Source organism: Burkholderia sp. 572, from assembly GCF_040545135.1.
GTDB classification, from domain to species: domain Bacteria; phylum Pseudomonadota; class Gammaproteobacteria; order Burkholderiales; family Burkholderiaceae; genus Burkholderia; species Burkholderia cepacia.
In genome coordinates, this window is sequence record NZ_JBEPLH010000010.1 from 88,238 (window position 1) to 103,834 (window position 15,597).

A 15,597-nucleotide genomic window follows, 5' to 3' on the forward strand; every position below is an offset into this window, starting at 1 on the left:
ACGGTATCGCGCGGCTACGTAACCGCGCGTTACGCCGCCTGCTGCTGATACTGGATCCGGTGCAGGTGCGCGTAGAGGCCGCCGTGGCGCAGCAATTCGTCGTGGCTGCCCTCTTCGACGATCTTGCCGGCCTCGAGCACGAGGATGCGGTCCGCGCGCTCGATCGTCGACAGCCGGTGCGCGATCACGAGCGTCGTGCGGCCTTCCATCAGCCGTTCGAGCGCGGCCTGCACGTGGCGCTCCGATTCCGAGTCGAGCGCCGAGGTCGCTTCGTCGAGAATCAGGATCGGCGCGTCCTTGTAGATCGCACGCGCGATCGCAAGCCGCTGGCGCTGGCCGCCGGACAGCCGCATCCCGTTGCCGCCGACGAGCGTGTCGAGCCCGTCGGGCATCGCGGCGACCGCATCGGCGAGGTTCGCGGCCTCGAGCGCGGCCTGCACGCGCGCGCGGTCGGGCGTCTGCCCGTACGCGACGTTCGCGGCGATCGTGTCGTTGAACAGCACGACGTCCTGGCTGACCATCGCCATCTGGCCGCGCAGCGCGTGGAGGTCGTAGTCGGCCACCGGCACGCCGTCGACCAGGATCGCGCCGTCGGTCGGGTCGAAGAAGCGCGGCAGCAGGTTCACGAGCGTCGTCTTGCCGCTGCCGGACGGCCCCGCGAGCGCAATCATTTCGCCCGGCGCGACCTTGAACGAGATGCGGTCGAGCGTCGGCCGCTCGGTCGCGCCGTAGTCGAACGACACGTTGCGGAATTCGATCTCGCCGCGCGCATGCGGCAACAGCCGGCCGCCGCCCTGCGGCTCGGCCGGCTCGTCGATCAGCCCGAAGATCAGCTCGGCGGCCGTCATCCCGCGCTGCAGCGGCTGGTTGACGTCGATCAGGTGCTTGAGCGGCGAGATCACCAGCAGCATCGACGTGACGAACGCGACGAAGCCGCCGACCGTCGTCTGGTCGTTCGACGACTGCACGACCGCGATCGTGATCACGACCGCGAGCGCGATCGACGCGAGGAACTGCGTGAGCGGCTGAGCGAGGCCGCCGGAAACCGTCATGCGCATCGCGTAGCCGCGCAGGCGCTTGCTCATCTGCGTGAAGCGGTCGATCTCGTACGCTTCGCCGTTGTGCACCTTGACGACCTTGTAGCCGCCGACCGTCTCCTCGACGATGTACGACAGCTCGTTGGTCAGCGTCTGGTGCTCGCGGTTCAGGCGGCGCAGGCGGCGGTTGATCTTGCTGACGAGCCAGCCGATGCCCGGCAGGATCACCGCGACGATCAGCGTGAGCCGCCAGTTCAGGTAGAACAGGTAGCCGAGCAGGAAGACCACCGTCAGCGAATCGCGCACCAGCGTGACCATCACGCCCGTCAGCACCGACAGGATCTGGTTGACCTCGAACACGATCGCGTTGATCACCGTGCTCGCGGTTTCGCGCTGGAAGAACGACGCGCCGGTATGGATCATCCGCTGGAACATCTCGAGCCGCAGTTGCAGCAGGATGCGGTTCGATACGTAGTTGAGCAGGTAATTCGACGTGTACTGGGACACGCCGCGCACGAGCGCGAGGCCGATCACCGCGATAGGCACGTACCATTTCGCACGGTCGCTGCCGTGCGCGCCGAAGCCGTGGTCGAGGAGCGGCTTGAGCAGCGCCGGGATACCGGCCTCGGTGGCCGCGACGACGCCCATCGTCATCACGGCGAGCACCACGATGCCGATCAGCGGCCGGATGTACGGCCACAGGCGCTTGAGGACCGTCACGGGCGAGGTGCCCGTGCCGTCCATCGGTTTGCGAAGAGTGTTCTGGGTTTCCAAGGCAATCCTTCTTGAGCCGCGAAGCGGCGCCCGGGCATGGCCGCCCGGGAGGTCGCCCCTGTCGGGCGGGTGCCGAAAAGGGCTCAACATTATAGCCGCACCGCCCCGGCGGGCACGGTCATGGCCGACACGGGGCCGACGCAGGGCCGACGCGGCCGGCGGCCGGCCCGCGGGTATACTGCCGCTCACCGTTTTCTCCGCCTTTCCGACGATTTCATGGCTGAACCCTCCCTCGGCGTCGCCCTCATCGCCCTCAACGCGTCCGCGCGGCTTGCGCAGTGCCTTGCCGCGCTGTCGTTCGCCGACGACGTCGTCGTCATCGACGGCGGCAGCACCGACGATACCGTCGCGATCGCGCAGGCGCACGGCGCGCGCGTGATCGTCGAGCGCGACTGGCCGGGCTTCGGCCCGCAGAAGAACCGCGCGCTCGAGGCGCTCGACACCGACTGGATCCTGTCCCTCGATACCGACGAAGTCGTCACGCCTGAACTCGCGCAGTCGATCCGCGACACGATCCGCGCACCGAACGCGCAGGTCTATGCGGTCGACCGGCTGTCGAGCTTCTGCGGCCAGTGGATCCATCACAGCGGCTGGTATCCGGACTGGGTGCCGCGCCTGTTCCGGCGCGGCTGCGCGCGCTTCTCGGACGATCTCGTGCACGAGCGCCTCGTGTTCGATGGCGCGGCGCAGCGCCTGTCCGGCAAGCTGATGCACTACTCGTACGAGGATTTCGAAACCGTCGTGCGCAAGCTCGACGCGTATTCGACGGCCGGCGCGCGCCAGCGCCGCGCGGCCGGCCAGCGCGGCGGCTTCGGCAAGGCGCTCGCGCGCGGCGCCTGGGCGTTCGTGCGCACCTACGTGCTGCGGCGCGGCTTCCTCGACGGCCGCGCCGGCTTCATGATCGCCGTGTTCAACGCGGAAACCGTGTATTACCGGTTCCTGAAGCTCGGCCACGAACGGGCGCACTGAACGCCCGCCCGGCACGCGACCGGCGCGGCGTTACAATGCCGGGCTGCCCGCGCCGCGCGTGCCCGCTCGCCCGACAGGCGGCGCCGCGCGCCGCCCGCCACGACGACCACCGAATCCGACCGCCATGTTCTCCATCATCATTCCGACCTGGAACAACCTGCCGTACCTCAAGCTCGTCGTCGACAGCCTGCGCCGCCACTCCGCGTACGACCACCAGATCATCGTCCACGTGAACGACGGCTCCGACGGCACGCTCGACTGGGTGCGCAGCGAAGGCATCGAACATACCGCGTCGCCGACCAACATCGGCATCTGCCACGCGGTGAACTGGGCCGCCGCACGCGCGACCCGCGACTACGTCGTCTACATGAACGACGACATGTTCTGCTGCCCCGGCTGGGACACGGCGCTCGTGCGCCGCATCGAACAGATGCCGACCGACCTGTTCATGCTGTCGGGCACGATGATCGAGCCGGTCGACACGCGCAACCCGTGCGTCGTGGTCAGCAATTTCGGCCGCGACGCCGAGCAATTCGATGCGGCGGGCCTCGTCGCGGCGGCCCCGAAGCTCGCGCGCGCGGACTGGCTCGGCTCGACCTGGCCGCCGACGCTCGTGCACCGCGACTGGTGGAACCGGATCGGCGGCTACAGCAGCGAACTGTCGCCCGGCATGAGCAGCGACAACGATTTCTCGATGAAATTCTGGGACGCCGGCTGCCGGATCTTCATCGGCGCCGGCGACAGTCTCGTCTACCACTTCCAGCAGAAAAGCACGGGCAAGATCGTCAAGAACGACGGCCGCCGCCAGTTCCTCAACAAATGGGGCATGACCCAGGCGACGTTCGACCGCTACTACCTGCATCGCGGCGAACCGGCCGGCACGCGCGTCGCGCTCGACACGCCGGCCGTCGAAGGACGCCTGAAGCGCGCGCTGCTGCGCTCGCGGATCAAGCGCGCGTTCAGCTGATCGGGCCCCGAAAACAGCACGGAAACGCCCCCTGCTTCGCGTATACTCTGCGCCGTTCGTCCCGGCTCTCCCGCCGGGGCGCGCGGCGCGCAGCACGATGCCCGCAAGCCGCATTCGTCCATTCGACAGGTTCCGATGCTTTCGTTTTCCGCTCCCGCCACGCGGCGCCTGACCGCCGCCCGCGCCTTCGCCGTTGCCGCGCTCTGCATGGTGCCGGTCTCGACCGCGCTGACCAACGTCTTCTGCGGGCTGTTCGCCGCCGCGCTCGTCATCTCCCCCGAATTCTGGCGTGACCTGCGCTCGTTGGTCACCGACCAGGCTTCGCTCGCGGCACTGCTGATCCTCGCCGCGCTGGCCGTCAGCGTCACCTATACGGTTGCGCCGCACGCCAAGGCGTGGAACTGGGTCGCCAAATACGACAAGCTGCTGCTGCTGCCTTTTGCCGTGGTCGCGTTCCGTCATTCGAACTGGGCGCCGATCGTGCAGCGCTGCTGGTTCGCCACGCTGTGCGTCATCCTGCTGCTGTCGACGACCAACTATCTCGGGCTGACCGCGATCGGGCCCGCGCATGCGACCCAGCTGCCGCTGTCGCGCGCATGGGTGTTCAAGAACCACATCGCCGCCGGCATGTTCGGCGCGCTGCTGTTCTACCAGGCCGCCGATTTCGCGCTGTCGGCGCGCACGACGCTGTCGCGCGTCGCTTGCGCCGCCATCGCCGCATGGTCGCTGGTGAACGTCTTCGTGATGCTGCAGGGGCGCACCGGGCAAGTCATCGCGCTGCTGCTGATCCTCGTCGTCGCGGTGCGGTTCGTGCTGTTGCTGCGCCGCCGGTCGGCGCTGCGCGCGGGGCTCGTCGCCGGGGTGTTCGTCCTGGCCGGCATCGCGCTGGTGGTCGCGGCTTGCACGGTTCACAACGGCCGGCTCGTCAAGGTCGTGTCGGAAGTGCAGCAGTATCGGCAGAGCGATGCGGCGACGTCGACCGGGCTGCGCCTCGAGTGGTACAAGAAGGGCTTCGAACTGTATCGCCAGCGGCCGCTGATCGGCTATGGCGCGGGCGGCCTCGAATTCGAATTCGAGAAACTCACGGCCGGCAAGACGGCCGCCGAAGGCCAACTGACGTCGAACCCACACAACGAATACCTGCTGATGGCCGTGCAGCTCGGGACGCTCGGCCTGCTGCTGTTCATCAACCTGATCGTGCAGATCGCACGCGGCAGCCGCGCGCTCGACCCGCGCTCGCGGCATCTGCTGCTCGCCTGGCTCGCGATCTTCGCAATCGGCAGTCTCGCGAATTCGTTGCTGCTCGATTTCGCCGAAGGGCACCTGATCGTGCTGCTGGCCGGTATCCTGCTCGGCTGCGGCGAGCGCGGCGAGGCGCTGCCGCGCGAGACGTCGGCGATCCGGCGCAGCGCGTAACGCTTAACGCGCGGCGGCCTGCGCCGTGCTGCCGACCGACTTCGGCGGCGGCGGCACCCGCCGTCGAAGCGACCGGGCTGCGCGCGTTCGGCGCGGCCCGTCGCGAAACAGGCCATCCAGAACGACAAAAAAGAACGGCGTGCGCCGCCCGCGCGTCAGTCGGAGCCGGCGCGATGCAGCCGTGACGTATCGACGGCGACCGCGGCCGGGCCCGACGGATTCAGCCCGAGCATCTCGGCCGCTGCGGCCTTCACGCGCTGAGCACCGAGATTGACGAGGCAGTCGCTGCGGCTGTCGACCTTGCGCTCGCAGCCCTCGTGCCGGCACGGCACGCAATCGCCCTCCCCCTGCAGCAGCCACACGTTCCCGTGCCGCCCCGAGCCGCGCAGCGGCCACGGATTCTCGGTCGCCGGCCAGTGCTGCGGCCACGGCCCCCAGCGCACCGGGTCGGACGGACCGAACAGCGCGATCGTGTCGGTGCCGGTCGCGGCCGCGACGTGCGTCGCGCCGGTGTCGGGCCCGATGAAGAGCCGTGCGCGCCGTACGAGTTCGGCGCTTTCGCCGAACGTCAGGCGTCCGACCAGGTTCAGCACGTCGCCGCCCGCTTCGGCCGCGACCTGCTCCGCATACTCGCGCTCGCTGTCGGCCGGGCCGCCCGACAGCGCGACCGCATAGCCGTGCTCGCGCAGCCAGCCGATCATCTCGACCCAGCCGTCGAGCCGCCACTGCTTGTAACGGAACATCGGATACGGATGCAGGACGACCAGCGGCTTGCCGGCGCGGATCGCCGGCGACTCGGCGAGCCACGCGTCGAAACGCGCACGCCGTGCCGGATCGTCGCCGATGCCGGGCGCGACGACCTCGGACACCGGCTCGATGCCGATCACCGGCGCGAGTGCCAGCGTGCTGACGACCGTATGCGCGGATTCGTGATGATTGATCGCGATCCCGTTCAGCATCATCCGCGTGAGCCACGTCACGCGGTTCGGATCGACGAGGCCCACCCGCTTGCGGCCCGCGAACCAGCTGTAGAAGCGCGGCCGGTCGGAGCTCAGCGCCGCGCACGCAAGATCGTAGCGGCGCCACATCGACAACGCGTCGCGCAACCGCTCGCGGAAACCCGCGCGCTGCGCGACGACGATCACGTGCCGTACGTCCGGATTGTGCTCGAGCACGCCTTCGGTGCCGCGAAACACCAGCATGTCGATCTGCGCATCCGGCCAGCGGGCCTTCAGCGAACGGACGAGCGGCGTCGTCAGCAGCACGTCGCCGATACGGCGCGGCGCGGCCACGAGGATGGTTCTGGGCGGGCGGGCGGAAGAAAACAGGGCCACGGCGATTGGGGTATCCGGCTGGCTGAACAAGGCTGGCAATGTACAGGATTTTGCAGCAGCCGGCGCGGCCTGGCGAATCGGCCGCGCGGCTACCCTGATACGGCCCTGCTCATGCAGGGATGCCCGGCAGGCGCATCGCGCGCCGGTGCCGGGCCGGTACCGCACGCGGAGGCTTGTGACGCCCGTGACGCTACGAGGCCGCCAGGATCACCGGCGTCGCAACAACGGCAGCCGGCCGCGGGTGGGCTGCGTCGGCCAGCGGTTCGTCGCGATGGGTGGCCTGCGGCAGCAGATGACGCACCGCGCGCTCGACCGCGTCGACACCGATCGCGTCGACGGTCGCGCCGGCGCGCAGGATCACGTGCGGCACACCGAGCGGATGCCAGCGCAGGTATTTCTCGGGACGATCCTCGAACAGCGCGGCGACGGGCACGCCGAGCGCCGACGCGAGGTGCACGGGGGCGCTGTCGGCCGAGACGACCGCATCGAGCAGGCTCGCGGCCGCCACCAGCTCGGCGACCGACGAAGGCGCGACATGGCGGGCGCTCACGTCGCGCCACGAGTCGTCCTCGGGCGCGTGACCCACGGCCGGGTCGCGAAACACGATCACGTCGACACTCGGCGCAAGGCGCTCGGCGAGGTCGTGCCAGCGATCCGCGGGCCAGCGCCGCTCGGCCGCCTTGTTCGTCACGAACAGCCCGACCCGCGGCTTCGTGCGCGCGCCGAGCAGCCGATGCCACGCGTCCTGCAGCGCGCGGTCGGGATGGACCGACAACTCGAGACGGTCGAGATCGGCGCGGCCGAGCTCGGGCACGAGCCGGAAACCCGACAGTGCCTCGTGGCACATCGGCCGCTGCGCGACATGCTCGGGCTTGCGATCGTCGAATTCGGTCTCGGCATCGTGCCAGCGGCAATCCTTCGCGCCGATCTGGCGCGCGAACTGCATGCTGCTGCGATGCATGCCGCCGTTCGGCACGACCACGAGGTCGAACCGCAAGCGGCGCAGGCGACGCACGAGCCGCAGCCGGTCGAAGAACGCACGCATCCGCCCGGGACGGTCGTTGCGTTCGCATTGGCGGCTGTACACGTAGGTGTGGATCATGTCCACGTCAGGGTTTCCGGCCAGCGCGGCCGCGTTGTAGCGGTTCGCGACCACATGCAGTTCCGCGCCGGGCCAGCGCTCCTTCAGCGCGCCGAGAAACGCCGTCGTGCACAGCATGTCGCCCAAAAAATCGATCCGGATCACGAGGATCCGCTGCGGCGGGTTCCCATTGGCCATGGTCATGTGGTGACTGTCAGTTCATTGTTGTCGCGACGGGCCATTTCCCCGCATCCGGTTCCGGGACGGCCTTGTCGCATATCGCCGCTCGCCGCACGGATCCGCCCCCGTTCATGCGCGCGATACCGGCGCCACCTGCCGGACGAGCGGCGATCGGCGCCGCGTTCGTGCGGCCAGCGCCGGATTGTATAGCGTCCGGATGGCCAGCCCAAGACCCGCTTGCGTGAACATGCAAAACGGCCCGCCGCACCGCACGATGGCGATGCGGCGGGCCGCGTAGCGCGACAGCCTTCGGCTGAAGCGCGGTCAGTACGTGATTTCGACGACGCTGCCGTCGAACGCCGCACGCAGCTCCGCGAGCAGCACATCGCTCGGCTTCACGCGCCATGCGTCGCCGAGGCGCATTTCGCCTTGCGCCCGCGCGTTGCTGTAGTGAACCTGCACCGCGAGCCCGTTGGGCAGCGGCACCTGTGGACGGCGGCCGCCGTCGCGCCCGCCGCCGCGCGGTGCAGGCGCCTCGACCGCAGCCGTGGCCGCGGGATCGTCCTTCGACACGTGCGGCTCGAGCACGCGGCGCAGCGCGGCCGCGTCGGCGTTGCCGTTCATCGTCAGCCGCACGGCCTGCGCATAACGGCTGCGCGCGCGTTCGAGATCCATCACCGTGTCGGCCGTGAAGCGGATGCCGCCCGTGAACGCATCGTTGCGCGCCTGCCCCTGCACGATCAGCAGTTCGTCTTCCTTGAACAGCGCCTTGTTCGCCTCGAACTGCTCGTTGAAGATCGTGATCTCGCACTGGCCCGAGCCGTCGTCGAGCAGCGCGATCAGCATCTTGCCGCGCTGGGTCATCTGCGTGCGCAGCGAAGCGATGATGCCGGCCACGAGCTTGTCGCGCCCTTCCTTCAGGTCGCCGACCTTCTGCCGCACGAAGCGGCGCACCTCGTCGCGATACGCGTCGAACAGGTGGCCGGACAGGTAGAAGCCGAGCGCACCCTTTTCTTCCTGCAGGCGGCGCTTGTCGTCCCACGCGGGCTCGTCGACGAGCGCATGCGCGTGCGGCGATTCGGCGCCCATGTCGAACAGGCCGGCCTGCATCGCGTTCGCCTCGGCCTGGTCGGCCGCTTCCATCGCCAGCGGCACCGACGCGATCAGCTGGGCGCGGTTCGTATTCAGCGAATCGAATGCGCCGGCGCGGATCAGCGCCTCGACCGTGCGGCGGTTGACGACGCGCCGGTCGATCCGCTCGCAGAAGTCGAACAGGTCGGTGAATGGCTTTTCCTCGCGGGCGCGCAGGATTTCCTCGATCGCGTTCTGGCCGCTGCCCTTCACGGCGCCGAGGCCGTAGCGGATCGTGCGCGAGCGCTTGCCGTCGGCTTCCGCGACCGGCTCGAAGCGGTAATGCGACTGGTTGATGTCGGGCGGCAGCACGGCGAGGTTGTTCACGATGCAATCGTCGAACAGGATCTTCACCTTGTCGGTGTCGTCCATCGCGAGCGTCATGTTGGCCGCCATGAATTCGGCCGGATGGTGCGCCTTCAGCCACGCGGTGTGATACGCGAGCAGTGCGTAGGCAGCCGCGTGCGACTTGTTGAAGCCGTAGCCCGCGAACTTCTCCATCAAGTCGAAGATCTCGTCGGACTTCTCGCGCGTGAGGCCGTTCTTCGCCGCACCCTCGGCGAAGATCTCGCGATGCTTGGCCATCTCTTCGGGCTTCTTCTTGCCCATCGCGCGACGCAGCAAGTCCGCGCCGCCGAGCGAGTAGCCGCCGATGATCTGCGCCATCTGCATCACCTGCTCCTGATAGACCATGATGCCGTAGGTCTCTTTCAGGACGGGTTCGACGCGCGGATCCGGATAGTCGACCTTCTCGCGGCCGTGCTTCCGTGCGCAGAAGCTCGGGATCAGGTCCATCGGGCCCGGACGGTACAACGACACGAGCGCGATGATGTCCTCGAAGCGGTCGGGCTGCGCATCCTTCAGCATGCCCTGCATCCCGCGGCTTTCCAGCTGGAACACGGCGACCGTGTTGGCCTTCTTCAGGATCTGGAACGAGGCGGGATCGTCGAGCGGCACCTGCGCGAGCGACCAGTCGGCCTTCGACGGATCGAGGCGGCGGATGTAGCGCTCGGCCCAGTCGAGGATCGTCAGCGTCGTGAGACCCAGAAAGTCGAACTTCACGAGGCCGACGGCTTCGACGTCGTCCTTGTCGTACTGGCTGACCACGCCGCCGTCGTCGCCCTGCGTGTACAGCGGGCAGAAATCGGTCAGCTTGCCGGGCGCGATCAGCACGCCGCCCGCGTGCATCCCGACGTTACGCGTGAGGCCCTCGACGCGCTGCGCGAGGTCGAGCAGCTGGTGCACTTCGTCCTCGTGGTCGTAGCGCTCCTGAAGCTGCGGCTCCTCCTTCATCGCGTCGGCGATCGTCACGTGCTTGCCCGGCTTGAACGGGATCAGCTTCGCGATGCCGTCGGTGAACATGTAGCCGAGGTCGAGCACGCGGCCGATGTCGCGCACGGCCGCCTTCGCGGCCATCGTGCCGAAGGTGGCGATCTGCGATACGGCGTCCGCGCCGTATTTTTCCTTCACGTACTGGATCACGCGATCGCGGCCGTGCTGGCAGAAGTCGATGTCGAAGTCGGGCATCGACACGCGTTCCGGGTTCAGGAAACGCTCGAACAGCAGGTTGTAGCGCAGCGGGTCGAGATCGGTAATGCCGAGCGCGTACGCGACCAGCGAACCGGCGCCCGAGCCGCGGCCCGGGCCGACCGGCACGCCGTTGTTCTTCGCCCAGTTGATGAAGTCCGCGACGATCAGGAAGTAGCCGGGAAAGCCCATCTTCGTGATGGTCCCGCACTCGAATTCGAGGCGCTTGTAGTACGTGTCGCGCTGCGCGTCGCGTTCGGCTTCGGCCGGATACAGCTGCGCGAGACGCGTCTCGAGCCCTTCCTTCGACAGCTGGACGAGGTAGTCGTCGAGCGACATGCCGTCCGGCGTCGGGAACAGCGGCAGCTTCGGCTTGCCGAGCTCGAGCTTCAGGTTGCAGCGCTTCGCGATCTCGACCGTGTTCGCGATCGCCGACGGCAGGTCGGCGAACAGCGCGGCCATGTCGTCCTGCGTGCGGAAATACTGGTCGGTCGTGAAACGCTTCTGGCGCCGCGGATTCGCGAGGATGTCGCCTTCCGAGATACACACGCGCGCTTCGTGCGCGGTGAAATCGTCGTCGGTCATGAACTGCGTCGGGTGCGTCGCGACGACCGGCAGCTTCAGCGCCGCGGCGAGCGTCGCGGCCTGCTGGATGTACGCCTCGGCGCCCGGCTGGCCGTAACGCTGCAGCTCGATGTAGAAGCCGCCCGGGAACACCTTCGCCCAGCGCTCGGCGTGACGGCGCGCGGCTTCTTCGTTGCCCGCGGCAAACGCGAGCCCGATATCGCCCTGTTGCGCGCCGGACAGCGCGAGGAGCCCCTGCGCGAGCTCGCCGTCGAGCCAGCTCGCGTCAAGTTCCGCACGGCCGCGGTACTGGTTCGTGAGCCACGCCTTCGACAGCAGCTCGCAGAGATTCAGGTAGCCGACCTTGTCCTTGACGAGCAGCAGCAGCCGCGACGGCTTGTCGCGGTCGTCGGGATTGGCGATCCAGACGTCGCAGCCGGCGATCGGCTTGATGCCCTTGCCGCGGGCTTCCTGGTAGAAACGGACGAGACCGAATGCGTTGCCGAGATCGGTGAGCGCGAGCGCGCCCTGACCGTCCGCGGCCGCCGCCTTGACGATGTCGTCAATGCGCACGATGCCGTCGGCAATCGAGAATTCGGAGTGAACGCGAAGATGGACGAAGCGGGGATCTGACATGGGCGCTATTGTAGCCGCCCCGCCGCGCAGGCTGCCCAAAAAATGCCCGCTTTGGCCGTTCGGCCGATGCTCGCGGCGACGCGTCGCGCGGTTGGCCGATCGGCCAGGTACCGATGCCCGCGCCGTTTGCGGGATAATACGGTTTTTCGAATCAGCGCCCCGGCTTCGCACCCTTTTTTGCGGGCCGCCGTGCGGCCGTTTTCCCGTCGGACCATCATGACCATCGTCAACCTCGCCGCCTACCACTTCGTGTCGCTCGACGCGACCGAGCAATGGCGCCCGCTCGTCACCGCCCGCTGCAACGAACTCGGCCTGCGCGGCACGATCCTGCTCGCGCCGGAAGGCATCAACCTGTTCATCGCCGGCACGCGTGACGCCGCCGACGCATTCATCGCGTACATCCGTCACGATCCGCTGTTCGAGGGCAAGTTCGCGTCGCTGCAGTTCAAGGAAAGCCTGTCCGATTCGCAGCCGTTCCGCCGGATGCTCGTGCGCCTGAAGCGCGAGATCATCACGATGAAGAAACCGGCGATCAAGCCGGAACTCGGCCGCGCGCCGTTCGTCGACGCGCGCACGCTGAAGACGTGGCTCGACCGCGGCCACGACGACACGGGCCGCCCGGTCGTGATGCTCGACACGCGCAATGCATTCGAAGTCGACGTCGGCACGTTCGACAACGCACTCGACTACCGGATCGACAAGTTCAGCGAATTCCCGGAAGTGATCGACGCGAACCGCGCCGACCTCGAAGGCAAGACGGTCGTGTCGTTCTGCACGGGCGGCATCCGCTGCGAGAAGGCCGCGATCCACATGAAGGACATCGGCATCGAGAACGTGTACCAGCTCGAAGGCGGGATCCTGAAATACTTCGAGGAAGTCGGCGGCGCGCACTATCACGGCGACTGCTTCGTGTTCGACTACCGCACCGCGCTGAATCCGCAACTCCAGCCCACCGAGAACGTCACGTGCTTCGCGTGCCGCGCGGTCGTCACGCCGGAAGCGCAACAGTCGCCGAGCTACGTGCCCGGCCAGTCGTGCCCGGCCTGCGCACCGGCAGCCAGCGCAGCCTGACCGCGCGCCGCCCCGCGCCCCGATGAGCGCCTATCGCGGCCGCTTCGCGCCGTCGCCCACCGGCCCGCTGCACTTCGGCTCGCTGGTCGGCGCGCTCGCGAGCTGGCTCGACGCGCGCGCACACGGCGGCGCATGGCTCGTGCGCATCGAGGATCTCGACGGCCCGCGCACGGTCCCCGGCGCGGCCGACGACATCCTCGCGACGCTCGCGCATTTCGGCATGACGCCCGACGAGCCGCCCGTCTGGCAAAGCACCCGCGACGCAGCCTATACGGCCGCGCTCGAACGGCTCGTTTCGGCCGGGCTCGTCTATCCGTGCGGCTGCACGCGCAAGGAAATCGCCGACTCGCTGCGCGCCGCGCACGAGCGCCACACGACGCTCGCCTATCCGGGCACCTGCCGCACCGGCCTGCACGGCAAGCCCGCGCGCGCGTGGCGGCTGCGCGTGCCGGACGGCGCCGCCGCGATCGTCACGTTCGACGATCGCTGGCAGCACACGCAAACGCAGAACCTCGCGACCGAAGTCGGCGATTTCGTGCTGAAACGCGCGGACGGGCAATGGGCGTATCAGCTCGCGGTCGTCGTCGACGATGCCGATGCAGGCATCACGCACGTCGTGCGCGGCGCCGACCTGCTCGACTCGACCGCGCGCCAGATCTACCTGCAGCACTGCCTCGGCGTGCCGACCCCGCGATACCTGCACGTGCCCGTGGTGGTCGACGCGAACGGCGAAAAGCTCAGCAAGCAGACGGGCGCGACCGCGCTCGAACGCGACGATCCGCTGCCGGCACTGCAGGCGGCGGCCGCGCATCTGGGACTCGCGCCGGACGGCGCGCTCGCAGGCACGACTCTCGATGCGTTCTACGCAGCCGCAACGGCCGCGTGGGCGACGCGCTTCGGGCCGCAGGCCGGCTGACGCGCGGTTTCGCGCCGGTTTCGCGCCGGTTTCGCGCTGGTTTCGCGCTGGTTTCGCGCTGGTTTCGCGCTGGTTTCGCGCCGAACGCCCGCCCGCCGGGTGCCGCTTGCATCGCTCTCCGCCGGCGCCAAGCGCCCTCTTCCGCTCCACCATCGAACCGCGCCCCCAATGAAAAACGGGCACATGCTCATCGCATGCACCCGCTTTTCCCGCAGCGCTCGCGCGCCGCACCGTCGCGTCCGCCAGGCTTACGCCGACGGCTTGCGCGGCATCCCGAACCCGCCGAGCAGCGCGGCGACCTGACGCTTCGGCCCCTTCTTCTCGGGCTGCTGCGCAGGCTGCGCGTCGTCCCGCTGCTTCGCGGGCGCCGACGGCTCGTACGGCTTCAGGAAGAAATCGTCGACCGGCGCTTCGTGGCGACGGTGATGACCGCGCTCGGAGCTGCCCGGGCGGCGTCCCGACGCACCGCGATGTTCGTCGCGTTCGCGACGGCCGCCCCGTTCGCCGCCGCGCTCGCTGTTGCGATCGCCGCCGCGGTCGTTGCCGCGCTCGTCGTGACGATGGCGCGCCGGCTTGTCGAGCGTGAGCGTCTGCATTTCGAGCGGACGCTTGATCAGCTTCTCGATATCGGCGAGCTGCTTGCGCTCGTTCGGGCTGCACAGCGACAGCGCGTCGCCCGTCGCACCCGCACGGCCGGTACGGCCGATCCGGTGCACGTAGTCTTCCGCGCTGAACGGCAGGTCGAAGTTGATCACGGCGGGCAACTCGGCGATGTCGAGGCCGCGCGCGGCCACGTCGGTCGCGACAAGCGCCTCGATCTCGCCGCGCTTGAACGCGTCGAGCGCCTGCATCCGCTCGATCTGCGTCTTGTCGCCGTGGATCGCCGACGCGACCACGCCGTCGCGCTCGAGATTGCGCGCCAGCCGGCTTGCGCCGATCTTGCTGTTGCAGAACACGATCACCTGCTTGAGCCCGCGATCGCGCAACAGCTGCACGACGGCCGCCTGCTTGTCGCCTTCGGCGACGTCGTAGACGATCTGCGTGACGTTCGCGTTCGTCGAGTTGCTGCGCGCGACTTCGATCGTCTGCGGGTTGCGCAGGTAGGTCGACGCGAGCTTCTTGATTTCCGGCGAGAAGGTGGCCGAGAACAGCAGCGTCTGGCGCTCCTTCGGCAGCAGGTTCAGGATGCGCTGCAGATCGGGCAGGAAGCCCATGTCGAGCATCCGGTCGGCTTCGTCGAGCACGAGGATCTGCACCTGGCCGAGATTCGCCGTCTTTTGCTGCACGTGGTCGAGCAGGCGGCCCGGCGTCGCGATCAGGATCTCGACGCCGCGGCGCAGTTCGGCCATCTGCGGGTTCATGTCGACGCCGCCGAACACGACCGCGCTGCGCAGCGGCGTGTGCTTCGCATACGCGTGCACGTTCGCGGCGACCTGGTCGGCGAGTTCGCGGGTCGGCGTGAGGATCAGCGCGCGCACCGGGTGGCGCGCCGGTGACGCGCTCGTGTTGGCCTGCGGCAGCAGCCGCTGGATGATCGGCAGCGAGAAGCTCGCGGTCTTGCCGGTGCCCGTTTGCGCGGCGCCCATGACGTCGCGGCCGGCGAGCACGACCGGAATGGCCTGCGCCTGGATCGGCGTCGGCGTCGTATAGCCCTGCTCCGCAATGGCTTTCAGGATATCGGCGGCAAGGCCGAATTGATCGAAGGTTGCGTCGACGGGCTTGGCGACAGAATCGGACATGGTGGCGTTTCGCTCAAAAGGCGCGGCGGGGACATCGTGCGTCAGGCCAGCCGGGCCTGCGCTCATCACAATTCGGAAATAGACGGAGCCGCGGCGCGCCGCGCGGCGCCGCTCTGGCGCTTGGTACCGGTTCAATGCGAACGCTGGACGCCAGGCCGTGCGGACTCCGTTCGGCGCGAATGCCGGCGGAAAGGGGCGTATTGTAGCACTGCGCAGCCATCTGTCCGTGACAACGCCGCGAACGGCCCCAACGGC

10 protein-coding genes are annotated in these 15,597 nt (G+C 68.6%); 5 read left to right on the forward strand and 5 right to left on the reverse strand.

Translation table 11 applies throughout. The features are described from left to right. Nucleotides 1-29: 29 nt before the first annotated feature. On the reverse strand, nt 30-1,781 hold the full coding sequence (msbA, locus tag ABIC51_RS20110; protein ID WP_060172961.1) for a lipid A export permease/ATP-binding protein MsbA: 1,752 nt from the start codon (nt 1,779-1,781) through the stop codon (nt 30-32). Nucleotides 1,782-2,027: 246 nt separating this feature from the next. Between msbA and ABIC51_RS20115 the strand changes: the two genes are divergently transcribed. The 3 genes from ABIC51_RS20115 to ABIC51_RS20125 all read left to right on the forward strand — a co-directional run bounded on the left by ABIC51_RS20115 (nt 2,028) and on the right by ABIC51_RS20125 (nt 5,163). Next, entirely contained in the window at nt 2,028-2,780 is a 753-nt protein-coding gene (locus ABIC51_RS20115; RefSeq protein ID WP_354006601.1) for a glycosyltransferase family 2 protein, read from the forward strand. Nucleotides 2,781-2,904: 124 nt separating this feature from the next. Continuing rightward, on the forward strand, nt 2,905-3,747 hold the full coding sequence (locus tag ABIC51_RS20120; RefSeq protein ID WP_354006602.1) for a glycosyltransferase family 2 protein: 843 nt from the start codon (nt 2,905-2,907) through the stop codon (nt 3,745-3,747). Between the two features lie 135 nt (nt 3,748-3,882). After that, the gene (locus tag ABIC51_RS20125) at nt 3,883-5,163 is read left to right on the forward strand and encodes an O-antigen ligase family protein (RefSeq protein ID WP_027786822.1); all 1,281 of its coding nucleotides are present in this window, start codon (nt 3,883-3,885) and stop codon (nt 5,161-5,163) included. Between the two features lie 155 nt (nt 5,164-5,318). On the opposite strand, the gene ABIC51_RS20130 is transcribed toward ABIC51_RS20125, so the two are convergent. From ABIC51_RS20130 to dnaE, 3 genes are all read right to left on the reverse strand, one after another. Beyond that, complete coding sequence (locus ABIC51_RS20130) at nt 5,319-6,497, reverse strand: glycosyltransferase family 9 protein (protein WP_233345349.1); 1,179 nt, start codon at nt 6,495-6,497, stop codon at nt 5,319-5,321. 190 nt (nt 6,498-6,687) lie between these two features. Further along, a complete protein-coding gene (locus ABIC51_RS20135) occupies nt 6,688-7,776 on the reverse strand; it encodes a glycosyltransferase family 9 protein (RefSeq protein WP_027786820.1) in 1,089 nt (362 codons plus the stop codon). Between the two features lie 306 nt (nt 7,777-8,082). Beyond that, on the reverse strand, nt 8,083-11,616 hold the full coding sequence (dnaE, locus tag ABIC51_RS20140) for a DNA polymerase III subunit alpha (RefSeq protein WP_175898285.1): 3,534 nt from the start codon (nt 11,614-11,616) through the stop codon (nt 8,083-8,085). Between the two features lie 216 nt (nt 11,617-11,832). Between dnaE and ABIC51_RS20145 the strand changes: the two genes are divergently transcribed. Then, nucleotides 11,833-12,687, forward strand: a complete 855-nt coding sequence (locus tag ABIC51_RS20145) for a sulfurtransferase (RefSeq protein ID WP_027786818.1) — start codon at nt 11,833-11,835, stop codon at nt 12,685-12,687. Between the two features lie 22 nt (nt 12,688-12,709). After that, nucleotides 12,710-13,603, forward strand: coding sequence for a tRNA glutamyl-Q(34) synthetase GluQRS (gene gluQRS / locus ABIC51_RS20150; protein WP_060357734.1), 894 nt, complete (start codon nt 12,710-12,712; stop codon nt 13,601-13,603). A gap of 248 nt (nt 13,604-13,851) precedes the next feature. On the opposite strand, the gene ABIC51_RS20155 is transcribed toward gluQRS, so the two are convergent. Further along, nucleotides 13,852-15,342 carry a DEAD/DEAH box helicase gene (locus ABIC51_RS20155; RefSeq protein ID WP_059697966.1) on the reverse strand — a complete coding sequence of 497 codons (1,491 nt, stop codon included), beginning with the start codon at nt 15,340-15,342 and terminating at the stop codon, nt 13,852-13,854. Between the last annotated feature and the right edge of the window lie 255 nt (nt 15,343-15,597).